Source organism: Arthrobacter sp. SAFR-023 (assembly GCF_051965295.1).
Classification (GTDB): domain Bacteria; phylum Actinomycetota; class Actinomycetes; order Actinomycetales; family Micrococcaceae; genus Arthrobacter.
Genome location: NZ_JBQCMF010000017.1, coordinates 84,645 through 107,183 on the forward strand (window position 1 = coordinate 84,645; position 22,539 = coordinate 107,183).

The following is a 22,539-nucleotide window of genomic DNA, read 5'->3' on the forward strand; positions in this document are numbered from 1 at the left end:
ACCCGCCCGTGACCAGAAAGCGTTTCATGCCCCTACCCGCCAAGGCCTTCCAGCGCTGGCTGCACGGCGTCGCCCCGGACGCCAGCGTGGCTGATGTGGCCAGGGCGTCAGGGGTCAAGCGCACCACCCTGGCCCAGCAGCTGGTCCGCGGCAAGGTGGCCGAGGCAACTGTGGTGGGGATCAGCCGGGCCTTCAACATCAATCCGGTGGCAGCGCTGGGCTCCTTTGAGCCTTACCGGGATCTGGAAAAACCGCCGATCCCGCCCACGCTGCAGGAGCTGGTCAGCCAGATCGCCACCACGGACCTGCTGCACGCCATCATCGCCCGCACCGAGCGGGACGCCGGCAGAGGCAAAGGCATAGAGCCGCCCGGACTCACCCCGCCGCCGCATCCCACCTCGGTGAAAAACTGGGTGGACGCAATCGACGACGGCGAGCTTCGGCACCGCGTCTCCGCCGCCACCCGCGTCGCCCCGCAAAACTATTCAGCGCAACTGACCGCCAACCGGCTCGCCCCCGAACTGGCCGTCGCCACCTCACGGGCCGCCGGCGTCGGACTTGCCGGCGGGCTGGTGGCCGCCGGGCTGGTGACCGAAGCCGAAGCCGGCTGGGCGCCCGGTGCCCGGCAAGCTGCCCTGGATCGAATGACCGACGGCGAACTGGCCGTTCTGGCCGGCGAACGGCTTCAGTCGCTCGGCAAGACCTTGCGGCGGCAAGAACACGACGAACGACAAACCGAAACGATCTGGGAGAACCTCGGATGATTGAAATCCTGCAGTGGACCACACTGATCGCGTGCTGTACCGCCGCGCTGAGCCGGGTCCCCAACCTGGCGCGCCGGAAGAACCGCTCCATGTTCTTCATTTTTGCGCTGATGACCCTCGCGGTCCTGCTGAGCATCAAAGGCCCATACCTGGCGATCGACGGCCTGCTCGGAGGCACCAACATCGCGAACCTCCTGCTGCGTTTCATCATCTTCGGGGCGATCTTCTTCCTCGGCCTCCGAATCGCAACGGGCTTCGGCGATGAACAGGGTCTCCGGCTGCTCCGGGGCAAAGCCGGCACGCTAGCCTTCGGCCTGACTTCCATTGCCTTGCTGGTGCCTTTCATCCTGATGGACACCTCGGGTTCCTCAGTAGGCATGACCGCCGTCAATACCGGAAACGCGTGGAACGCGGTGCTTGTCCAGTACTACGCCGCCGCCGGGCGCGCTTATCCGGCGTACGTGTGCCTTGTGCTGCTGCCGGGGATGCTGCGGGCGTTCAGGAGTTCCCTGCCCGCGGTGCTGCGGGCAAGCGCGCTCCTTCTGGCCGTGGGCTGCGCTGCGATCGCCGTCACGTTGCTCTTCCCGATCATGCCGCCGGCGGTGGGGTTCCTGAAGTTCGTCATCAACTACACAGCCATCCTGTGCTTCGTCGTGGGCCTGGCACTCATCTGGGTGGCCAGCAGCCGGGCCGGGCGGAAGCACCGGCCGGTGTCCGCCGCACGCCGCTAGTATCGTTCCAATCACTCGTTCAGCAGAGAGCGTTTCATGCCCCTCCCCGCCAAAGCATTCCAGCGCTGGCTAAATGGCGTGGCACCGGACACCAGCACGGCCGACATCTGCAGGGTCTCCGGGGTCAAGCGCACCACCCTCGCCCAGCAGCTGGTGCGGGGAAAGGTTGCCGAGACAACAGTCGTGAGCATCAGCCGGGCCTACAACATCAATCCGGTCGCCGCACTGGCCACCTTTGAGACGTACAACGACCTCTCCAGTTCCTCCCTCCCTCCTTCCGACAAGGAACTGGTTAGCCAAATCGCCACCGTCGACCTGCTGCGGGCCGTCATCGTCCGCACCGCACCCAAGTGCTCCACCGGCACAGAATCCACCGGCACAGGCTCCACGGGCCCGTGCCAGCCGGAACTCAGCCCGCCGCCTCATGGCACCTCGGTGAAGAACTGGGTGGACGCGATCGACGATGGCGAGCTCCGGCACCGCGTCTCCGCCGCCACCGGCGTCGCCCCGCAGAACTACTCAGCACAGCTGACCGCTAACCGGCTCGCCCCGGAACTGGCCGTCGCCACCTCCCGGGCTGCCGGCGTCGGACTGGCCGGCGGACTGGTGGCTACGGGGCTGGTGACCGAAGCGGAAGCAGGCTGGCCGCCGGGCGCACGGCAGGCGGCCCTTGACCGGCTCAGCGACGGCGACCTGGCCGCCCTGGCCGGCGAACGCCTCCAGGCGCTGGGCAAGACCCTGCGGCGGCAGGAGCAGGACCAGGAACAGACCGAAAGAATCTGGGAGAACCTGGTATGAGCGAGATTCTCCCATGGATAACGCTGATTGTTTGCGCCGGTGCCGCCGTGGCCCGGCTTCCCAGCGCCGTTCGCGGCGTGAACCCCACCCTGTTCTTCATCTTCCTGCTGGCGACGGCCGCCGGGATCCTGAGCATCGAACAGTTCTACCTGGCCATCGACGGGGCCCTCGGCGGCATCAATATTGCCCACGTTGTGCTGCGCCTGATTGTTTTCGCCACGATCTACCTCATCGCGGTCCGCGTCACGAAGGGGTTTGGCGCCCCTGACGCCCACCGCATGATCGCCGGACGTCCGGGGCTGGCCATGCTCGCGATTTTCTCAGCGGCCCTCGTGACGGTCTTCCTCCTGATGGAACCGGCCGCCTCGTCGGTGCGCTTCAGGGACGCCGGCGCGGCCAGCGCCTGGAATGAGGCCCTGCTGCCGTACTACTGGGCTGCCGCTCGGGGCTACCTGGCGTACGTCTCCCTCGCACTGCTGCCTGCCCTGCTGCGCAGCGTCAAGGAAAGCCTGCCCCCGCTCGTCAGGACCGGGGCCGCCCTGATGGCGGCCGGAGCGGTGACCACTGTGGCCGGCCTCTGCCTGGAATTCGCGCCTCCCCAGCTCCTCGTGGTCGCGCCAGCAGTGAACAATGGTGCGGTGGTTTTCTTCACTGCCGGCCTCCTTCTGGTCTGGCTGGCGCGCGTCAAGGCCGCCAGCCGAGGAGGTCACGGGACGTCATCTACCGAAAGGTAGCGGAGCGGGATTCACAAAATCATTAGACCGTGAGAGAATCATGAATGTGTGAAAGCAGTTGCTGCCTGGCTCACAAGCCGTGGCGCCTGCCGGATCGCACATTGGGGGGATGAGTGGTGGCGGCCGTTGGGGACCGCCCCCACTCAGCCTTTTTAAGGGCCGGTTTCAGCCCCCGTATGATGGCGAAATAAAGGTCTTTGCCAATGCGTTGCAGGCACTGGCACCGCGGGAGCCGGACAGGCCGCCGCGATGCCTACCGCCGCAGCCTGAAGAAGAAGGTACCCGCCATGAACCGTATCCATTCCCGCCGCTCCGCCCTTGCAGCCACCCTCGCCGGACTGGCACTGGCTCTGACGGCCTGCGGCGGTGGCAGCGGCGGCGGAGGCTCCCAGGCTCCGGATGCCAGCAGCTCGGACACCTCGCTCAGCGACGTGAAGTCCAAGGGCGAGATTGTCATCGCCACCGAGGGCACCTACAAGCCGTTCAGCTTCCACGCGGAGGGAGCGGGCGACCTGACCGGCTACGACGTCGAGATCGCCCGGGCCGTGGCCGACAAGCTGGGCGTGAAGGCCAACTTCCAGGAAACCCAGTTCGACGGGATCTTCGCCGGCCTCGACGCCAAACGGTTCGACACCATCGCCAACCAGATCTCCATCAACGCGGAACGCAAGGCCAAGTACGACTTCTCCAAGCCGTACACCATCTCCACGGGCGTGATCGTGACGAAGGCGGACAACAGCAGCATTACGAGCTTTGAGCGCCTCAAGGGCAAGACCGCCGCCCAGTCGCTCACCAGCAACTTCTACAAGTTGGCCGTGGACGCAGGCGCCAATGTGCAGTCCGTGGAGGGCTGGGCCCAGGGCGTGACGCTGGTCCGGCAGGGCCGCGTGGACGCCATCGTCAATGACAAGCTCACCTACCTCGACTACGCGAAGACCAATCCGGATGCCGGGTTGAAGATCGCCGCCGAAACCACTGAGAAGTCAGAGAGCGCCTTCGTGTTCCGCAAGGGCTCCACTGAGCTCACTAAGGCCGTAGACAAGGCGCTGGACGACCTCCGCGCTGACGGGACGCTGGCCAAGATCTCGGAGAAGTACTTCGGCACGGACGTCTCCAAGTAGATGCCGTTGAACTGGGATCTCATCTGGAGCTCCTTCGGCCCTATTGTCACGGGCGCAATCACTGGCACCATCCCGCTGACGCTCGCTTCATTCGCGATCGGCCTCGCGCTGGCACTGCTGGTGGCGCTGATGCGGCTAAGCCGCAACGCCGTGGTGTCCGGTGTGGCGCGGTTCTACGTTTCGGTGATCCGCGGCACCCCGCTGCTGGTGCAGCTTTTCGTCATCTTCTACGGCCTGCCGAGCCTGGGGGTGAAGCTTGATCCGTGGCCCAGTGCCATCATCGCCTTTTCGCTGAACATCGGCGGCTATGCCGCCGAGGTCATCAGGGCCGCCATCCTGTCGGTGCCGAAGGGCCAGTGGGAAGCCGGCCACACCATCGGCATGTCCCGGGGCCAGTCGCTGCGCCGCATCATCCTGCCGCAGGCCGCGAGGGTGTCGGTGCCGCCGCTGTCCAACACTTTCATTTCGCTGGTCAAGGACACGTCGCTCGCCTCGCTCATCCTGGTCACGGAGCTGTTCCGCAACGCCCAGCAGATCGCGGCGTTCAGCCAGGAGTTCATGGTGCTGTATCTCGAGGCGGCCCTGGTCTACTGGATCATTTGCCTGGCGCTTTCCTCCGGGCAGTCCGTGCTTGAAAGGAGACTGGACCGTTATGTCGCCCACTGACGGAGCAGCACAGGCGGCACCCCACGGGGCCGCATCACAGGGCAGACCGGTGCTGTCGGTCCGCAACCTCGCGAAGGCGTTCGGCAGCAACGTGGTGCTGCGGGACATCGACCTCGACGTGCGCCGCGGCAACGTCGTGGCCCTGATCGGGCCGTCAGGGTCGGGCAAGACCACCGTCCTGCGCTCACTGAACGGGCTGGAAACGCCCGACGCCGGGACGGTCACCTTTGCGGGTTCCGGCGCCTCCGCGGGAACCGAGCTCGCGTTGGATTTCTCCGCCAAAGTCTCCAAGAAGGAGATTTCGGACCTGCGGGACCGCAGCGCCATGGTGTTCCAGCACTACAACCTGTTCCCGCACATGACCGTCCTGCAGAACGTCATTGAAGGACCGGTCCAGGTCCAGAAGCGCAAACGGGCCGAGGCGGTGGCCGACGCCGAAAAGCTCCTGGCCCGGGTGGGGCTGGCGGACAAGCGCGACGCCTATCCGTTCGAGCTCTCCGGCGGCCAGCAGCAGCGCGTGGGCATTGTGCGGGCCCTTGCCCTGAAACCCCAGCTGCTGCTGTTCGATGAGCCCACCTCGGCGCTGGACCCGGAACTCGTCGGCGACGTCCTGGGCGTCATCCAGGAACTTGCCGACGAGGGGTGGACCATGGTCATCGTGACCCACGAGCTGGCCTTTGCCCGGCAGGTGGCGGACGAGGTCATCTTCATGGACGGCGGCCTGGTGGTGGAGCGCGGACCGGCCGCAGAAGTCCTCCGGGCGCCGCGGCAGGAGCGGACCCGGCAGTTCGTCCGGCGGCTGCTGCACGAATTCTGACCACTCTTAACGGCCTCGGCCTGCTGTTAGTACGCCGGAAGCGCGGGCGCCGGAAGGCCGTCAGAGGCGCGTGAGCCTCAGGGTCACGAGCTGGAACGGCCGCAGCGTGAGCTCCGCGGAGTCCGCCCCGGCCACCATGCCGGTCGCCTCGACCGGCCGCTCGAGCAGGTCCACCGCCTGGATGCCCGTGGCCGGGAAGTTGGCGGTCAGGCGCCCGGCCGAGCGCTGGCCCAGGGATTCGTACAGCCGGACGATGACGTCTCCCGAGCCGTCTTCGGCCAGCTTCACGGCTTCGACCACCAGGGCCGGGTTGTCCACCATAACCAGCGCCTCGGCCGGGTGCGCGCCGAGCACCGTCCTCGGAGCGAGGTTGGCGCGGTAGCCCTCCTCCACGGCCCCGGCGATTCCCGCTGCCGGCCGGACCCACACGTCCAGCACGTGCCTGCCGCGGTCGGCCTCGGGGTCGGGGAACTTGGCAGCGCGCAGCAGCGAGAGCCGGACGGTAGTGGTGGTCCCGCCGTCGTCCCGGACAGTCCGGGCGACGTCGTGCCCGTACGTGGAGGCATTGGCGATGGCCACGCCGTATCCGGGTTCCGAAACGTGGATCCAGCGGTGCGCGCAGATCTCGAACTTGGCGGCCTCCCACGACGTGTTCACGTGGGTCGGCCGGAAGACGTGGCCGAACTGGGTTTCCGCCGCCGACCGGTCCGCCCTCAGGTCGAGCGGGAAACCCAGCTTGAGCAGCTTCTCGCGCTCCTGCCAGTCAACCTCGGTGGAGATCCCCAGCGACGGGCTGCCCGCCGGCAGGGTGACGCGTTGGGTGATGCGGGAGGACCCGGTGAGCCGTTCCACCACGACGACGGCCTCCCCGCCGTTCCGCTCCAGCCTCACCTCCGCAGCGTCGGTAAGGCTCCTGACATTCCGCCGGTAGAACTCGTCGATGTCCCAGGCGTCCCATTCGTTGGGGGTGTCCCGGTGCAATTCCAGGTGGTTCCCGAACTGGCCCGGCGCGATCGCTTCCCGGCCTGTCCCGTGGTCCCGCAGCGACGTCAGGAGCCCGTTGTCATCCAGTACGGCACGGATAATTCCGTTGTCCAGGACGAAGCCGCCGTCCAGCGGTGTGGCTTGCACCTCATCCTCGGTTACCGCATGCACTGCGGCCGTGAGCGCCGGAACTCCCAGGCGGGCGTGCGGGCTCGCGTTGAGCAGGAACTCCTGCGTCCCCTCCCCCAGGAGGGCCGCGGCCGCCTCGCTGATGAGGGCTTCGAGCCCCTTGGCGACGGCCGCGTAGTTGCGTTCGGCGTCCTGGTGCACCCAGGCGATGGCGCTGCCGGGCAGGATGTCGTGGAACTGCTGCAGCAGGACCAACTGCCACAGCCGCTTCAGCTCGGCCGCGGGGTACGTGTACTCCCCACCGGAGCGGACGGCGGCCGTGGCGCACCACAGCTCCGCCTCGCGCAGGAGGTGCTCGGACCGGCGGTTGCCCTGCTTGGTCCTGGCCTGGCTGGTGTAGGTGCCGCGGTGCAGCTCCAGGTACATCTCACCCACCCAGACCGGCAGCGCTTTGTACTCTGCTTCGGCCTGCTCAAAGAAGCTGCGCGGCGATCCGATCCGGACCTTCGGCGAGCCTTCCAAGTCGGCAGCGCGATGCGCGGCGGCGACCATCTCCCGCGTCGGTCCGCCACCGCCGTCGCCGTAACCGAAGGGGACGAGCGAGATGGTGCCGTGTCCGTGGTCCCGGTAATTGCGCTCGGCGTGCGCAAGATCCCGGCCGCTGAGCTCGGAGTTGTACGTGTCCACCGGCGGGAAGTGCGTGAAAACGCGGGTGCCGTCAATGCCTTCCCAGTTGAAGGTGTGGTGCGGCATCCGGTTGATCTGGTTCCAGGAGATCTTCTGCGTCAGGAACCAGCGGCTCCCGGCGGCCTTGACGATCTGAGGCAGGGCCGCGGAGTACCCGAAGGAATCCGGTAGCCAGGCTTCCATGCACTCGACGTCGAATTCCTTGAGGAAGAAGCTCTTGCCTTCGACGAACTGCCGGGCCATGGCTTCACCGCCGGGCATGTTGGTGTCGGACTCCACCCACATGCCGCCCACGGGAATGAACTGGCCGGACTTCACCTTCTCCCGGATGCGGGCAAACAGCTCCGGGTAGTATTCCTTGATCCAGGCCAGCTGCTGTGCGGACGAGCAGGAGAAGACGAAGTCCGGGTCCTCGTCCATGAGGGCAACCACGTTGGAAAAGGTCCGGGCACACTTGCGCATGGTTTCCCGGACAGGCCACAGCCAAGCCGAATCGATGTGTGCATGCCCGGTGGCCAGCAGCTGGTGGGCTGACGCGTAGGCGGGCCTGGCCAGCACCTCCGCCAGCGCTGCACGACCGGCGGGCGCCGTGCCGGCGACGTCGTCCGGGTCCACGATGTCCATCATGCGCTCCAGGGCGCGGAGGATCTCGTGCCGCCGCGGCAGCTCGGTGGGCAGCTCGTGCATGAGGCCGCTGAGTGTCAGCACGTCCTGCTGGAGCTCCCACACTGCCCGGTTCAGCTCCGCGATGGCGATGCTGCCCAAACGGTACTGCGGTTCGTTGCCCGCGGTGGCCTTGTCTCCGTACGGAGTCGGCGCGAAGCTCCAGCCCTGGGCAACATCCGGGTTTGCTGCTGCCTCCACATAGAAGTCCACGGCGAGCCCGCTGCCCAGCAGCTTCAGCGGGATGTGCTGGTTGCGGGGCGAGATGGCCTTGATGATGCTGCCGTCCGGCCGCCAGGCGATTCCCTCGCACTGGAAGCCGGGAATCTCCGTGGTAAACCCGAGGTCCACCACAATCTCCACCTCCGTATCCGGGGCGGTTCCCCAGGCATCCGGCACCTCTCCCTGAAGCCGCAGCCACTTTGTGCTCCATGGGCGCCCCCAGGCGGCACCGTGCTCCTGCGGCATGAAGTCCTGGCGCAGGGCCTCCAGGACGGGGACGGGTTCATCCGGGACGTCCCAGCTGGTCAGCTCCAGGGGCACGCTGCGCCCATAAACGGCGGGGGTGATCCGTTCGCGGACAAAGCGGTCTAGACGGACTTCCGTGATCCGGCGGTCGTCGTGCAATGTGTACCTCTTTAGTACGTGAAAGCTGAAGCGGGCTGTGCTGGCTTTCGTGCGGGCATGGGCGTCGCGGTCAGCTTGGGTCCGGGCAGTTCAGCTGCCTTATGAGCGGATCAACGGTTCCATTCGATGGATAAAATCTACTGCTTGGGCGTCCGGCCGCCAAGGGGCCATGCCCCTACTGCGGCACCGGCGAAGGCGTGGAGATGCGGCCTGCACCTGCATAGACGTTCAGGCTGGTTCCCCGGCTGAACCCTGCCAGCGTGACGCCGGTGGACTCGGCCAGCTCCACGGCAAGGCTGGACGGGGCGCTGACCGCGGCGAGCACCGGAATGCCTGCCAAAGCGGCCTTCTGGACCAGCTCAAAGGAGGCCCGCCCCGACACCTGGAGCACGGTGTTCGTGAGCGGCAGCCGCCGTTCGCGCAGGGCCCAGCCAACCACCTTGTCCACCGCGTTGTGCCTGCCCACGTCCTCCCGGAGGCACAGCAGCTCCGCACCGCCGTCGTCATCAATCCTGAACAGTCCGGCAGCGTGCACTCCCCCCGTCACGTCGAAGACGGCCTGCGCCTCCCGCAGCCGGTCCGGCAGGGAGGCAAGTGTCTCGACCGGAACGGTGAGCCGGTCGGCGGCGGGGTTGAAGTGCGACGACTTGGTGACCGATTCAATGGAGTCCGTGCCGCAGATCCCGCACGAACTTGACGTGTAGACGTGCCGACCCGTGTCCGGCAGCGGCACATCCGGCCGCAGCTGGGCTTCGACCACGTTGAACGTCTGGACCCCGTTTTCGTCCTCGCCGGCGCAGAACCTGAGCGAGACCAGCTGGTCCGCATCCCAGATGACGCCCTCTGAGACGAGGAAACCTGCCACCAGGTCGAAGTCGTCCCCGGGCGTACGCATGGTGACAGAGAAGGACAGGTTCCCAAGCCGGATCTCGAGTGGTTCCTCCACGGCCAGCACGTCCTCGCGGTGCCGGACAGGGAATTCCAGTGCCGCGGCCGAGCCGTCCAGGACGTAGCGGTGCACCTTGCGTCGTTGCGTTACACGGCCCATGCGAGACTCCGCGCTGAGTGGCTGTTCATGCCTCCATCATTGCACCTCAGTCGAGCAGGGCACTCCAGTCCACCGGCCCGCTCTGGGCACCTTGCTTGGCGGAGGCGCGGGACCCGGACTTCCGTGCCGGGCTCTTGGGTTTGGATTCCGCGGTCTTCGGCTCAGGGATGGCCGGGCCCCAGGGCAGCGCGAAAGCCGGCACCATCTCGCCGAGCTGCACGCCGTGCGGCGGCACCACCAGGACGCCGTCGGCCGACGCCAGACCGCGCATCATGCCCGGGCCGGTGTGCTGCGCAGGCGAGGCCATGCCGTAGAGCAGGCGGAAGGGCATCAGCCGCGTGCGGCCGGGGTCGGGCTCGAGCATGGTGCCGGAGGGGACTTCCCGGACCGGCGGCAGCTGGCCATGGCCGAGGGCGGCCAGGAGCGGCGCGCCCACCGTGGACAACGCCATCATGGCCGCCAGCGGGTTTCCCGGCAGCCCCAGCACGAAGCGCCCGTCCGGAAGTTCTGCGAGGACGGCGGGGTGTCCGGGCCGCATTGCCACGCCATCGATGATCAGCCGTCCGCCCAGTTCAGCCACGGCACGCCTGAAGTGGTCGCTGCCGGAAAGGCCCGTCCCGCCGGTGGTGATGACGACGTCGGCCGGCAGGTTCAGTGCCTCAGCGAGGCCTGAATCCTCGAGGCCCTCCAGCCATTCCGTGTAGCTGTCCCCGATGCGGACCTGTTCACGGCACAGGCCGCCCAGCATCTCCACTACCGCGGCCAGCTGTGGCCCGAACGTGTCACGCACCCGCCCGGGCTCGGGCAGTCCCTGCTCCACCACTTCGGAGCCCGTCAGCACCAGCTTGACCACAGGCTTGCCGAGCACTTCCACCTCGTCGTACCCGGCCAGGGCGGCGAGGGCCACATGGGCGGGATTCAGCACGACGCCGGCCCTGACCAGCACGTCCCCGGCGGTTGCCTCTTCTGCGGCCTTCCGGATGTGCTGGCCGTTCCTCGGTTCGCCGGGCCGGGCGGCGCCTCCCAGCGTCAGGACAGGCAGGCCGTCGTCGTCCGTGGACATCGCACCGCTCTCGGTGCGCAGCACCGCCTTGGCGCCCGGGGGAATCAGTCCGCCCGTCACAATCACGCTCGCCTGGTGCGGTGCCAGACGCTGCCCCGGCTCGGCCAGGATCCACGGACCGGATCCGTTAACGGCCCAGCCGTCCATGGCCGACGACGCATAGTGCGGCATGTCCTGCTGGGCGGTGATGTCCGCGGCCAGAGTCCGGCCCACGGCGTCACGCAAGGGCACGGGTGCCGCAGGTATGGGAGCAGCACAGTCGAAGGCGGCCTGCCGGGCCTCCTCCCAGGTGTGCGCCAGGTGCTTCGCCGGCGCATCCGGATCCCATTGCTCATCCGGCTCCCCCTGAGCGCCCGTCTCCCCCTGCGCGTCCGTGTCCCCCGCACCGGGTTCGGCGTCGGCACCGGCTTCGGTGTCGGACACAGGCCCGGCTTCGGAGGCGGCGGCAGGTGCGTCGTCGTCAGCGGGTGCATCCCCGGTGGAGGTTGCGTCCTCCGTGGAGTATGCGTCGGTAGAGCGGTGCCCGGGCGCGGCTGTCATTCCCCCGAAGTCCCGGTGGGCGCCGAAGTTGCGGCCGGGCCTGCGGCCGGGGTACCCGCAGCAGCCTGCGTCTCATCGGCCGCGTACGCCTTGGCAACGGAACGGGCCACGTCCATCGCGCCCTGCATGGCGGCAGCGTCCGGGGCCTGGCCCGCAGCACATTTGAGGCCGGTGGCCAGCCCTGCTATGAAGGTGGTCAGCGGGGCGGCGGGACGCACCACGGAGTGCGCAGCTACTCCCGCAACGGATAGCACCTCGTTGATGTCCACGTCCACATCCTCGAGCTCGAAGGCCCGCAGCAGCAGACGGCACCACTCCTCAAGCGTTTCGTCCTGGCTTTTCATGCCTGCCTCCAAATTCACGGCGGTCCGGAATGCGGGTCATTGCTCCCGGACAGCTACTCCCAACGCGGCCGCATCGTCCCAGGTGTCCACATCGTCGGTGGAGCCGGCAGGGACAACCACAGCCTGCACGTCAAGACTAGCAAGGAGGGCGAAGACTGAGCCGTGCACCAGGGCGTTGCGCGCCGCGGCAGCCTGCACGGCGCGTTCTAGCGCAGCTGTGCCATAAAAACCCGCGAGCGGCTGCAGCCGCCCGTCGGCGGATGCGGCCATGACGCCGTCAGCGTCCGCGCCGGGGAGAGCGTCCCGGAGGGCGCGGACAGCATCGCCCACGCGTGGCATGTCGCACGCGAGAACCAGGACCATGCCCGCAGGGTCTGCACCCTGCAGGGCGGCCAGGCCGGCGGCGATTGCCGCCGCAGGACCTGCAAAAGGCGGATCCTCGCGCGAAGTGAGGACCTCAGCGGGAAGGCCCGCCGCCTCAGGTCCCACCACAACAGTATGCCGGGCACCCTCGGCAGCCGCGAGGGAGCGCTCAAGGAGCGTGGCACCGTCGTACATCAGGGCAGACTTGCGTGAGCCGCCCAGTCGCGAGGAGCGGCCGCCGGCCAGGATTATTGCGTCAAAGTCCACCCACCCAGCGTAAGCCTGGAAGGCTCAAACCAGAGTCAAGCTGCTCTTTCCGGAAGCAGGAACGGATCCCACGCCGGCGTGGGCTTTTCCAGCTCCTTGATCTGCCACATGGTGCCCACCGGCGGCGCCGGATCAAACCGGAGCTTCCAGCCCATTTCGCTGGGCGTGTGGTCGCCCTTGACGTTGTTGCAGCGAAGGCAGGCTGCGACAAGGTTCTCCCAAGAGTCTGCACCGCCCCGCGATTTCGGCTGGACATGGTCTATGGTGTGGGCTGCCTTGCCGCAGTAGGCGCACCGGTGGCCGTCGCGGCGAAGCACACCGCGCCTGCTCACCGCGGTGATCATGTTGTACCGGGGGCGGATGTAGCGGTTGAGGAGAATCACGGACGGACGGCCCATGATGTCCTGCGGCCCGACGACAGGATCGTCGCCTTCGGCCACCACGCTTGCTTTTCCGGTGAGCACAAGGACCAGCGCCCGGCGGAATGTCACTACCGCCAGCGGTTCATATCCAGCATTCAGAACGAGAGTGCGCATGCACATACCTCTTCACGGCCGCACCCGGCAGAGGCGCGAGGGCCGGCTGCCCTCTGCATGTCCGGGCTATGGATCGACACCATAAGAGTAAACACTCACTAGGCAGATGAGCGAATCGAACACAAGCATCGCCATGGCGTGTCGCCAAACATTCATGCGGGTGCAAGGCAAAAAAGGACCCCCGCCGTGCTGGCGGGGGTCCTTCCGTAACGCTTGTGTGTCTTAGCCGCCGACGCGGATGAAGACCGGGCCGGAGCCGACGTTCACGCTGAACAGTGCGGTGGTTCCGCCGTTCCAGCCGCCGTGGACGGCCTGGCCGTTGCCGACGTACACAGCGATGTGGGCCAGGCCCATGCCGCCGTTCTGGTAGTAGGCGAGGTCGCCCGGCTGAGCCTCAGCAGCGCTCACGGTGCGGCCGAGGGACAGGTAGCCTGCCGGCCAGCCGTGGTAGTGGACGCCCACAGCTGCGAGTGCGTTGGTGGCCAGGGCGGTGCAGTCCTGCGAGACACCCAGCTGCGCGTAGGCGGCAGCGGCGATTGCAGCGCCCTTGCCGCTGGCGGCGGTGGTCTTCGGAGCTGCCGGGGCAGCAGTTGCAACGGCTGCCGTGGCCTGGACTGCGGGTGCGGCTTCAGCAACCGGAGCAGCCTCAACAGCGGGCGGCGCTTCCTGGACCTTGACGACAGGCTTGGGGGCCTCGACGACGGGAGCCGGGGCGGTGGAGACAGCAGGCTTCTCGTAGGAGATCGCAATGCTGGACGCAGCGGAAATCGTGGCCGGCGCAGCGGACTGGACCTCCAGCGTGGAGGCCGGAGCGGATTCGCGCTGAACGTTGGTCTCAGCAGCGTTGGCGGCGATGCCGCTGGTCAGGACGAGACCGGAAGCAGCAGCGATAACTGCGGCCTGGCGGCCCACACCACCGGCGTTGTCGCCGACGGCCTTGGCAATGACAGCCAGCGAGTTGGTCTTGGTGACCTCGGCGCGGTGGCGTGCAATGGTCGCACGTGTAGTCATTAAGATTTCTCTCTTTCGTGTTCCACGGACCGCGGTAGCAGGACGTGGGTTATCGACGCGCCGGCATCTTGGGGGTAAGCCGGCCCGTCTCGAATCGGATTTTTAGCGAAGGGTGAAGAAGGAGGACGTGCCCGTGGCGGACACCGCATGCAGGAGCGTTCCGTCCGAGGGGTTCAGCGCGCTGATCATCATGCCGTTGCCGACGTAGATGCCCACGTGGGCGCCGCCGTTCTGCATGACCAGGTCGCCGGGAGCAGGCGTGGAGGTGGGCTTCATGGCAGTCCACGCGTTGACGCGGGGAATGCTGATGCCTGCCTGAGCGTAAACCCACTGGGTGAAGCCGGAGCAGTCCCAGCCGCTGGGGGTGGTGCCGCCCCAGACGTAGGGGTTGCCGATGCCGGTGTACGCGATTGCAGCCAGTCCGGACGCTGCGGCGGAGGCCGCACCATCGGTGGACTTGGCAGTGACGGCCTGGGCCGCACCGGCACTCTCGTCGCTGGCCTGGCCTGCATCGCCCGCCTGGCCCTCATCGCTCGACTGCGGAGCAATGATTTCGGCGACCGGGGCAGCCACCGTGGTGACTTCAGGACGCTCGAAAGAGACAGTGGCGGTGGGCGCGGCGGTCACAGCAAGCTGCGCGGCCTGGGATCCGGTCTCCGAGGAGGCGGAAACACCAATGTTGGCGTCGGCTGCGTTGGCAGGCATGCCAACGCTCAGGATGAGCCCTGAAGCAGCTGCGATAACAGCTGCCTGGCGACCTACTGTGCCGGCATTGGCGCTAACCGCCTTGGACACGGAGTCCAATGGGTTCATACGAACCGTTTGCGCGCGGTGGCGCGCGGCATTGTGGCGTGAAGACACGAAGGTAGCCTCTCCCAATGCCTGCGAGGTGAGCTGTCGGATTCGGATGGGAGTGCACCCGGCCGCTCGGCTTCCTGGGAAGCTTTTGCGACTTAACCCCAAGGCCTTCTTGCGAAGACCAAAATTGGTTCCCCCGCCCCTGCCAGACGATGTAATGCGAACGGACCTTGAGCGGTGGCAGAGCTAGGCAATCCACTCAAGAGCGTCAACTTCGGAAAAGTTGACGCGGTTTAGACGGTACAGCAGTTCGGAGCTAATGTCACATTCAGGTCACGGCATGTCACAGGAATGAGAGTGCTCACTCGGCTTGGCTTAGAGCCAGCCGGTGGGATCAACGACTTCCCCGTTGACCATCACCTCGAAGTGGAGGTGGCAGCCGGTGGAGGCGCCGGTGGTCCCGCTCAGGGCAATCGCCTCACCGCGGGTGACCTTTTGGCCAACCTCGACGCTGGAGGACGACAGGTGGTTGTACGTGGTCTCCAAGCCGTTGCCGTGGTCGATGACCACGCGGTTGCCTCCCCCGTATGGGTGCCACCCGGCGAACGTGACCTTGCCGCTGGCCGCAGCAAGCACTTGCGTGCCGCATTGGGCGGCGAAGTCCTGGCCGCGGTGGAACTCACCGGCGCCGCCGGTGATCGGGCTAACCCGGTAGCCGAACGGCGAAGACTTCACGAGCGTGGTCAGCGGCCCGCCCAAGGTGCCCACCGAGGCCGCACGGCTGATGCTGCCGGCAGACTGAGCACTCAGGAGCTGCTTGAGCTTTCCGTCCGGGTCACCGGTGGTGGAGACGGACGTACGGCTGAAGTCGATCTTCGCTGCCGCTTCCGCCGAGACCTTCGGCTGGGCCGGTGAGGCGGCGGACGCGGACGCTCCTCCCTGATGCTCGTCGGCAGCCAGGACGGGGCTGGTGGCGGGGACGGTAACAGTCAGCAGCAGGCCGGTAGCAGCAAGGGCCACTCCAGCCTTTTGCCCAACACCACTGGCCGAAGCGAAATCCGTAACCTGCCGGAACGGACCCCGGCGGCGGCGGCGCGCCTCGCGCTGAGCGTCCCGGGGACGGTCCGCGGCAATGGCCTCCGCAGGGCGCGGCTCAGGAGCGGGACCGGACGCGCGGCGGCGGCCCCGGGCATTCTGCATCGACAAGTACTGCTTCCTCTCTGGATAGCCTGCGAAGTTAGCTGTCGGATTCGGGTCAGAGAGTTCGGACCCGGCCCGCCATAACAAGCCATTCCGGCACAGGGGTATCCCGGGAGGATTCCTTCTGCGGAAGAGACTTGCTGCTGCGGACTTCACCCCAAGGCTGTAGAAACAGCCGGTTGTGGTTCCCCCGCCCCTGCCAGTGGGTGACTCGTGCTACTGATCTGCTGGCAAGGTTCGGCTCCAGATCAGGTAACGCTTTTGCATCGGCGTTGCCGTTTAACTATAGGCGATTAAGAAGCGCAGTAATAATTCCGTTATATTCGCTGTGCAAAAGTGGTAGGTCATCCTACCTGCAGATGTCAGACGGGACGCTGGCGTCAGGCGGAGCTGCGCTTTCGGCGCTAACCCACCCGCACGAACACGTGCGCCGCGACTTCCGGCGGCAGCTCGAGGGCACCCTCGAACCCGGGTACGCGGACAGAAATGTACTCCCCCACACGTTCGAGCGAGACGGCAGCGCCCGGCCGGATCCCGCCTTCATCCAGCTGGACCAGCAGCTCCGGCTCCACCTGGATGGGTTCTGCCAGGCGGCTGACGGTGACCTTGGATTCCGGACCGTAGCCGGCCATGGCATCGAGCAGGTTCACCACGCCGTCGGAGAACGAGCGGGCGGGCTGGCCCCCGAGCGCCGCCAGGCCGGGGATGGGGTTGCCGTACGGCGACTCGGTGGGATGGTCGAGCATTTCGTAGATCCTGCGCTCCACGCGTTCACTCATGACGTGCTCCCACCGGCAGGCCTCGTCATGAACGTAGGCCCAGTCAAGGCCGATGACGTCGGCGAGGAGGCGCTCGGCGAGCCGGTGCTTGCGCATCACCTCGGTGGCGCGCTTCCGGCCCACTTCGGTCAGTTCCAGGTGGCGGTCACCGGAGACGACGACGAGGCCGTCGCGTTCCATCCTGCCGATGGTCTGCGAAACGGTGGGGCCTGAGTGGCGGAGGCGTTCGGCGATGCGTGCCCGAAGCGCCACGATGTTCTCTTCCTCCAGCTCCAGAATGGTGCGAAGGTACATCTCCGTGGTGTCGATCAGATCCGTCATTCAGCTCAGCTCCTCGAGCCCAGTATTTTTGTCCGTCCCACCGTACCGCGGGTCCGCCGCACCGGGATCCGGCAAGCTGCAGCGGCGGTCGCGTAGCCGACGGCGGCGCAGCACCGGCTATCCGCCCGTACGTCCAGTGCTAGCTTAGCCTATTTTGAATTACTCCGGATAATCTGCGCGGTGGGTGGCGGGCCCGTCTCAGTGACTGGACTATGACGGGCGCGTGTTCCCGCCGTATCCGCGCTTCGGGCAGAATAAGGAGGGTCTTCGTGGCGGTCACGGTTGCCTGTCGGCCATCGCCCCGACCCAGCCGAACCGCACTTCCATGCCGAAAATTGGAGCCATTGTGAGCGACACCAGCATCACTATTCCCGCAAACCTCCTGCCCAAGGACGGACGGTTCGGCGCCGGTCCCTCCAAGGTCAGGCACGAGCAGATCGAGGCCCTCTCCGCGGCCGCCACGACGCTCCTGGGCACGTCGCACCGCCAGGCCCCCGTGAAGAACCTCGTGGGATCCGTCCGCGAAGGCCTGAGCACCTTCTTCCGTGCCCCCGAAGGCTACGAGGTTGTCCTCGGCGTCGGCGGTTCCACGGCGTTCTGGGACGTCGCCTGCTTCGGCCTTGTGGAACAGAAGGCACAGCACCTGTCCTTCGGCGAGTTCGGGTCCAAGTTTGCCGCGGCAACGAACAAGGCGCCGTTCCTCGCGGAGTCCTCCATCATCAAGTCCGAGCCCGGCACCTGTCCCGCCCCCAAGGCCGAGGCGGGCGTGGATGTGTACGCCTGGCCGCAGAACGAGACCTCAACGGGTGTCGCTGCGCCCGTCCAGCGGGTGAACGGCGTCGACGAGGGCGCACTGGTGCTGGTGGACGCAACCTCGGCTGCCGGCGGCCTCGATGTCGACGTGACCCAGACGGATGTCTACTACTTCGCGCCGCAGAAGAACTTCGCCTCCGACGGCGGGCTGTGGCTGGGCCTCTTCTCCCCGGCTGCGCTGGAGCGGGCTGAGCGCGTCAAGGCCAGCGGGCGCTGGATCCCGGACTTCCTGGACCTGAAGACCGCCATCGACAACTCCAAGCTGAACCAGACGTACAACACTCCATCCTTGTCCACGCTCGTCACGCTGGATGCCCAGGTGCAGTGGCTGAACGCCAACGGCGGCCTGGACTTCGCCGCCGGCCGCACGGCCGACTCGGCTGGCCGCATCTACAAGTGGGCGGAAGCCTCCGAATACGCGACGCCATTCGTTGCCAAGGCGGCCGAGCGCTCCAACGTCATCGCCACCATCGACTTCGACGACTCGATCGATGCCGCCGCCATTGCCAAGGTGCTTCGCGCCAACGGGATCGTGGACACCGAGCCCTACCGGAAGCTGGGACGCAACCAGCTGCGCATCGCCACCTTCGTGGCCATCGAGCCTTCGGATGTCTCCGCCCTGCTGGAGTGCATCGACTACGTGGTGAGCGAACTGAAGAAGTAACCGCCAGCGGGGAGTTTTTGTGCAGATAATCGGGTTTCGAAGGCCTTTTAGCCCCATTATCTGGACAAAAACTCTTTGCTTAAAGTTCGACGGCGTCGTCCAGGCTTGCGGCCGGACGGCGCCGTCAGTGGTTGTAAACCATTACTCGTTGTGATTAGTCGCGTTCGTGGGCGTCGGGCTCTGCTTCGACGCTAGGCGCTGCTTCAGCGTCAGCCGCTGTTTCGACGTCGGGCTCTGCTTCAGCATCAGCCGCTGTTTCGACGTCGGGCTCTGCTTCGACGTCAGCCCCCGCCCCGGCGTCGGGCTCTGTTGCGGAGCCGGTAGACGCCTCCCCCGGCACTTCCTGCTCGTCCTGCTCCTGCTCGTCCTCCGGGCGTACGCGCTCGGCCCACGGCACCCACTCCGGGGCGAGGATCGAGTCTTCGGACGGGAGCAGGCCAAGCTCGTTGACAGTGATCACCTTGGAGCGGGAGTTGCGGGTCAGGACGGCATACCACTGCCAGCCGAGATACCCCGGCAGACGTGATTCGAAAAGGTGCGTCACCACGCGGTCGCCCTCGGTCCGGGCGGCCAGGTGGTCCCCGATTTCGGATGCCTTCGCGATGCCTTCGATGGCAGTCCGGGCCGCGTCCACGGCAGCGGCCAGCACGGCGTCGGGCTTCCCCATCCGCCACACCGGGACACCGGTGCGGCGCTGGGGTGCCTTGGGTTCCACCTTGGATTCCGCCTGTTCAGGTTCCGGGTTCATCGGGAGGCCTAGGCGTCCAGCTCGTCGGCAACCTTACGCAGGGCAGCGGCAATGGCCTTGCCCTTGTTGCCGTCCGGGTACTTGCCGGACGACAGCGTGCCGGACAGGTTGTCCAGAACTGTCACCAGGTCCTGCACCAGCGGGGCAAGATCCCTCGCGTTGGGGCGCTTGGCCTTTGCGATGGACGGTGTCTTGTCGAGGATGCGCAGGCCGAGGGCCTGGGCGCCCTTGCGTCCGTCTGCGACGCCGAACTCAACCCGGGTGCCGGCCTTCAGTTCCGTAACTCCGGCGGGCAGCGCCGACTTGGGAAGGAACACTTCCTGTCCGTCCTCGCCTGCGAGGAATCCGAAACCTTTATCCTTGTCGTACCACTTGACCTTGCCGGTAGGCACCTAATCAACCTTCTTCGTTCTGACGTTCTGGGACATGGCCGGCCGTCACCGCATCCGCACTGATGCGCGGGTTCAGGGTATGACTGCCTGGTCCATGTTGGTCTGTTCCTTCAAGGTTATCCTGAGAGTCAGGCTAATCCCGCTTTGAGGCGCGGCCGCGGCACTGCTGTTAGCGTTACGTTCATGACATCCGCGCGTATCCGGCGGCCACTGATGGCCGCCGCAGTGCTCCTTGCAGTTTTGTCCCTCGCAGCGGTCGGGGCGGTCATAGCCCTCGCCGCTGCGGGCCAGGCGGCCCCGCAGTGGATCACATCAACGGCACTCTTTGGCCTGCCGGCGGCCTTCCTGCTGATGCTCGTGCTGGTGGCAGACGGCGTTGCCGCCCGCCGCCGGGCAGGAAGCTCCGCCGGGCGGTAACGTTGGACTGATGTCCCTCATTCGAGCGCTGAGCAAGGAACTGGAGGCACGCAGCGACGAGTCGCTGCGGGCTTTGTTCGCTGCGCGGCCGGACCTGATCTCCCCCGGCGTTCCCGACTTCCCTGCCCTGGCCGCCCGTGCCAGCGCGCGGGTGAGCGTGCAGCGGGCCTTGGAGCGCCTGAACCGCCCGCAAATGCAGGTGCTGGAGACCCTGCACCTGTGCACCAACACGGACACCGGTCACAGCGCATCGGCCGCGGTGCTGAAGAAGGCCATCGCAGGTTCAACTGTGGGGGCTGTCGAACAGCTCGTGCAGTCACTGCATGATCTCGCCCTGGTGCAGCGGGCCGAGCCGCCGCATGGGGCGGGCCCTGGCGCCCAGAGGCAGCGCTTCTATCTTCCGGTGAGCAGCCTGAAGGACGTCGTCGGAATCTACCCGGCAGGGCTGGGGCGCAGCTACACAGAACTGGTCAGGCTGCAGCCGGCATTCGCCCAGCGCGTGGTCCAGCTTGTGGCGGAGCTGCGCCGCAGCGGCGCCGCCGTGCAGGCGGCCACCACGCCGATGGACGCAGCGCTGGCGCTGCAGCACTGGACTTCATCCCCCGAGGGACTGCAGGCGCTCCTCGCCGGCGCCCCGGAGAGGACCGCGGCGCTGCTGGCCCGGTTCAGCAACTGGGCGATGGGTGCCGTGCCCCAGGCCCAGCGGAAGGCTTCCGTCACCACTGAAGGTCACGACGTCGGGCCGGTCGACTGGCTGCTGGCCCGGGGCCTGCTGGTGCCGCTGGACGCCGCACATGTGGAACTGCCGCACAGCGTAGGCATTTCCCTGCGCGGCGGCGCCATCATCAACAACTTCTCCCTGAGTCCGCCCGTCCCAATGCTCGGCGTCACCACCGCCGCACTCCGCCGCAACGCCGCGCTCGGGGCCATCGCCGAGACTCTGCGCCTCACCGGCGAACTGCTGCACGCGGTCAGGGACCAGCCGCTGGCCACCCTGCGGAGCGGCGGGGTGGGCATCCGCGAGATGCGCAGGCTCGCCGAGACGCTCCGCGTGGACCACCACACCACTGCGGTGCTGCTGGAGCTCTGTGCCCTGGCGGGCCTGATCCGGCTGGACGTGGACAGCTCGTGCTGGGTGCAGCCGCCCCAGCTGGAATGGCTCGGGCTGCCGCGGCAGGAACAGTGGCTGTGGCTCGTGAACGCCTGGCTGGCCAGCGAGCGCGCCCCGTCACTCGTGGGGCAGCGCATGAATGGCCAGCCCGCCGGGCCCGCCAACCACCGTGCCGCCCCGGCGGCCACCGTCAACGCCCTCTCTGCCGAGGCGCAGCGGTCCGACGCGCCTGTCATCCGTAAGAGGATCCTGGAGATCTTGCGGGAGCTGACGCTCGAGGCCAACGTGCCGGACGGGGCGGCGCCGGTGCTCAATGCGGAGGCCGTGCTGCTGCGTGCCGAGTGGTCGCAGCCCCGAATGGCGCGGCGGTTCAGTTCCTTGATCGGCGGCGTGCTTGCCGAGGCGGAGCTGCTGGGGCTGATCGGGTCCGGCGCGCTCAGCCAGCTGGGTGCCGCCATCGCCGCGGACGCGCCTGACGACGCCATGGATCTCCTCGGTGAACACCTCCCGGCGGCCCTCAACCATGTGCTCCTGCAGGCCGACCTGACCGCGGTGGCGCCCGGCTACCTCGCCCCCGACCTGGCCGAGCAGCTGCAGCGGATGGCCGACGCCGAAGGGCAGGGCCCTGCCACGACTTACCGGTTCTCCGCGGAGTCCATCCGCCGCGCCCTCGACTCGGGCCAGGACGCTGCAGGCATCCTCGATTTCCTCCGCCGGTACTCCGCCACCGCCGTGCCGCAGCCGCTGCAGTACCTGGTGGAGGATACAGCCGCCAGGCACGGCAAGCTGCGGATCGGAGCGGCCGCGAGCTTCATCCAGAGTGATGACGAAGCTGCTCTCAGTGAGCTCTGCCGGGAGGGCGCGGCTTCGTCCCTGGGCCTGGTCCGGATCGCCCCCACCGTCCTGGTCTCCATGGCTTCACCCCGGCAGACGGCCCTCGTGCTGCGCGGGCTGGGACTGTCACCTGCCGTCGAAGAGGCCGGATCCGCCGTCGTCCGCCTCAACCGCACTGCTCCGCTTCCTGGCACTGGTCGCCCCGTCTACAGCGCGCCGCGCACCGCCCTTCCTGACGCCGACGTCACCGCCCAGCTCGCCATTCTCCGCAGCCATGCGGAGCACGGCATCAGCCCCAACGGCTCCCGTCCGGCTGCCGCCGGCGGCGAGGAGGCAACCCAGCTGGGACTCGAGACCCTGCATAAGGCCATCAGGCTCCGGCAAAAGGTAGTGATGAACGTCGTGGACAGCCTGGGGAATGCGAAACTGGAAACGGTGGTTCCGGTATCCGTGGCGGGCGGACGCGTCCGTGTGTTTGACCCCGGGAAGGACACGGAGCGGGTGCTCTCCATCCACCGGATCATCGATATCGAGGCAGCAGAGGACATGCAGCAGTGAAGGTTCTACCC

At 67.1% G+C, this 22,539-nt stretch carries 22 protein-coding genes and 2 riboswitches; of the genes, 10 read left to right on the top strand and 12 right to left on the bottom strand.

Features of this window, described 5'->3' with window-relative positions:
• The first annotated feature begins 26 nt into the window (after positions 1 to 26).
• The 7 genes from ACTHQX_RS17740 to ACTHQX_RS17770 all read left to right on the top strand — a co-directional run bounded on the left by ACTHQX_RS17740 (position 27) and on the right by ACTHQX_RS17770 (position 5,631).
• Positions 27 to 764 (top strand): hypothetical protein, encoded by a 738-nt coding sequence (locus ACTHQX_RS17740; protein WP_440158976.1) that lies wholly within the window; start codon positions 27 to 29, stop codon positions 762 to 764.
• Positions 761 to 1,495 carry a hypothetical protein gene (locus ACTHQX_RS17745; RefSeq protein ID WP_440158974.1) on the top strand — a complete coding sequence of 245 codons (735 nt, stop codon included), beginning with the start codon at positions 761 to 763 and terminating at the stop codon, positions 1,493 to 1,495. Before ACTHQX_RS17740 ends, ACTHQX_RS17745 begins: the two co-directional genes overlap by 4 nt.
• A gap of 36 nt (positions 1,496 to 1,531) precedes the next feature.
• Complete coding sequence (locus ACTHQX_RS17750) at positions 1,532 to 2,293, top strand: hypothetical protein (protein ID WP_440158973.1); 762 nt, start codon at positions 1,532 to 1,534, stop codon at positions 2,291 to 2,293.
• Entirely contained in the window at positions 2,290 to 3,027 is a 738-nt protein-coding gene (locus ACTHQX_RS17755; protein WP_440158972.1) for a hypothetical protein, read from the top strand. Before ACTHQX_RS17750 ends, ACTHQX_RS17755 begins: the two co-directional genes overlap by 4 nt.
• A 287-nt stretch (positions 3,028 to 3,314) precedes the next feature.
• The gene (locus ACTHQX_RS17760; RefSeq protein WP_440158971.1) at positions 3,315 to 4,148 is read left to right on the top strand and encodes an amino acid ABC transporter substrate-binding protein; all 834 of its coding nucleotides are present in this window, start codon (positions 3,315 to 3,317) and stop codon (positions 4,146 to 4,148) included.
• Positions 4,149 to 4,814, top strand: coding sequence for an amino acid ABC transporter permease (locus tag ACTHQX_RS17765; RefSeq protein ID WP_236807184.1), 666 nt, complete (start codon positions 4,149 to 4,151; stop codon positions 4,812 to 4,814).
• The gene (locus ACTHQX_RS17770) at positions 4,801 to 5,631 is read left to right on the top strand and encodes an amino acid ABC transporter ATP-binding protein (RefSeq protein WP_272912753.1); all 831 of its coding nucleotides are present in this window, start codon (positions 4,801 to 4,803) and stop codon (positions 5,629 to 5,631) included. The genes ACTHQX_RS17765 and ACTHQX_RS17770 overlap by 14 nt, the downstream gene beginning before the upstream one ends.
• A gap of 60 nt (positions 5,632 to 5,691) precedes the next feature.
• Here the strand turns inward: ACTHQX_RS17770 and ACTHQX_RS17775 are convergent, their stop codons facing one another.
• From ACTHQX_RS17775 to ACTHQX_RS17820, 10 genes are all read right to left on the bottom strand, one after another.
• On the bottom strand, positions 5,692 to 8,721 hold the full coding sequence (locus ACTHQX_RS17775) for an alpha-mannosidase (RefSeq protein ID WP_440158969.1): 3,030 nt from the start codon (positions 8,719 to 8,721) through the stop codon (positions 5,692 to 5,694).
• Between the two features lie 175 nt (positions 8,722 to 8,896).
• Positions 8,897 to 9,769: a formate dehydrogenase accessory sulfurtransferase FdhD gene (fdhD, locus tag ACTHQX_RS17780; RefSeq protein ID WP_236807181.1), complete on the bottom strand. Its 873-nt coding sequence runs from the start codon at positions 9,767 to 9,769 to the stop codon at positions 8,897 to 8,899.
• A gap of 46 nt (positions 9,770 to 9,815) precedes the next feature.
• Positions 9,816 to 11,372 (bottom strand): molybdopterin molybdotransferase MoeA, encoded by a 1,557-nt coding sequence (locus ACTHQX_RS17785; protein WP_440158968.1) that lies wholly within the window; start codon positions 11,370 to 11,372, stop codon positions 9,816 to 9,818.
• Complete coding sequence (locus tag ACTHQX_RS17790) at positions 11,369 to 11,716, bottom strand: DUF6457 domain-containing protein (protein ID WP_440158967.1); 348 nt, start codon at positions 11,714 to 11,716, stop codon at positions 11,369 to 11,371. The genes ACTHQX_RS17785 and ACTHQX_RS17790 overlap by 4 nt, the downstream gene beginning before the upstream one ends.
• A gap of 36 nt (positions 11,717 to 11,752) precedes the next feature.
• Entirely contained in the window at positions 11,753 to 12,346 is a 594-nt protein-coding gene (gene mobA / locus ACTHQX_RS17795; RefSeq protein WP_440158966.1) for a molybdenum cofactor guanylyltransferase, read from the bottom strand.
• Between the two features lie 35 nt (positions 12,347 to 12,381).
• A complete protein-coding gene (locus ACTHQX_RS17800) occupies positions 12,382 to 12,882 on the bottom strand; it encodes an HNH endonuclease (RefSeq protein ID WP_003804664.1) in 501 nt (166 codons plus the stop codon).
• 222 nt (positions 12,883 to 13,104) lie between these two features.
• Positions 13,105 to 13,893: an NlpC/P60 family protein gene (locus tag ACTHQX_RS17805; protein WP_440158965.1), complete on the bottom strand. Its 789-nt coding sequence runs from the start codon at positions 13,891 to 13,893 to the stop codon at positions 13,105 to 13,107.
• Positions 13,894 to 13,995: 102 nt separating this feature from the next.
• On the bottom strand, positions 13,996 to 14,688 hold the full coding sequence (locus ACTHQX_RS17810; protein WP_440158988.1) for a C40 family peptidase: 693 nt from the start codon (positions 14,686 to 14,688) through the stop codon (positions 13,996 to 13,998).
• Between the two features lie 70 nt (positions 14,689 to 14,758).
• A riboswitch (cyclic di-AMP (ydaO/yuaA leader) is annotated at positions 14,759 to 14,930 on the bottom strand.
• 136 nt (positions 14,931 to 15,066) lie between these two features.
• A complete protein-coding gene (locus tag ACTHQX_RS17815) occupies positions 15,067 to 15,891 on the bottom strand; it encodes a M23 family metallopeptidase (protein ID WP_440158987.1) in 825 nt (274 codons plus the stop codon).
• An 11-nt stretch (positions 15,892 to 15,902) separates the two neighbouring features.
• A riboswitch (cyclic di-AMP (ydaO/yuaA leader) is annotated at positions 15,903 to 16,144 on the bottom strand.
• 151 nt (positions 16,145 to 16,295) lie between these two features.
• On the bottom strand, positions 16,296 to 16,991 hold the full coding sequence (locus ACTHQX_RS17820) for a metal-dependent transcriptional regulator (protein ID WP_236807164.1): 696 nt from the start codon (positions 16,989 to 16,991) through the stop codon (positions 16,296 to 16,298).
• A 346-nt stretch (positions 16,992 to 17,337) separates the two neighbouring features.
• Here ACTHQX_RS17820 and serC point away from each other — a divergent pair, with 346 nt between their 5' ends.
• Positions 17,338 to 18,468: a phosphoserine transaminase gene (gene serC / locus ACTHQX_RS17825; protein ID WP_440158964.1), complete on the top strand. Its 1,131-nt coding sequence runs from the start codon at positions 17,338 to 17,340 to the stop codon at positions 18,466 to 18,468.
• A gap of 154 nt (positions 18,469 to 18,622) precedes the next feature.
• On the opposite strand, the gene ACTHQX_RS17830 is transcribed toward serC, so the two are convergent.
• Both ACTHQX_RS17830 and ACTHQX_RS17835 read right to left on the bottom strand, forming a co-directional pair.
• Positions 18,623 to 19,216, bottom strand: coding sequence for a DUF3027 domain-containing protein (locus ACTHQX_RS17830; RefSeq protein ID WP_440158963.1), 594 nt, complete (start codon positions 19,214 to 19,216; stop codon positions 18,623 to 18,625).
• An 8-nt stretch (positions 19,217 to 19,224) separates the two neighbouring features.
• Complete coding sequence (locus ACTHQX_RS17835; RefSeq protein ID WP_440158962.1) at positions 19,225 to 19,608, bottom strand: cold-shock protein; 384 nt, start codon at positions 19,606 to 19,608, stop codon at positions 19,225 to 19,227.
• A gap of 183 nt (positions 19,609 to 19,791) precedes the next feature.
• Between ACTHQX_RS17835 and ACTHQX_RS17840 the strand changes: the two genes are divergently transcribed.
• Together ACTHQX_RS17840 and ACTHQX_RS17845 are read left to right on the top strand one after the other, a co-directional pair.
• Positions 19,792 to 20,025, top strand: coding sequence for a hypothetical protein (locus tag ACTHQX_RS17840; RefSeq protein WP_440158961.1), 234 nt, complete (start codon positions 19,792 to 19,794; stop codon positions 20,023 to 20,025).
• 10 nt (positions 20,026 to 20,035) lie between these two features.
• Positions 20,036 to 22,528: a helicase-associated domain-containing protein gene (locus tag ACTHQX_RS17845; RefSeq protein WP_440158960.1), complete on the top strand. Its 2,493-nt coding sequence runs from the start codon at positions 20,036 to 20,038 to the stop codon at positions 22,526 to 22,528.
• The last annotated feature ends 11 nt before the right edge of the window (positions 22,529 to 22,539 follow it).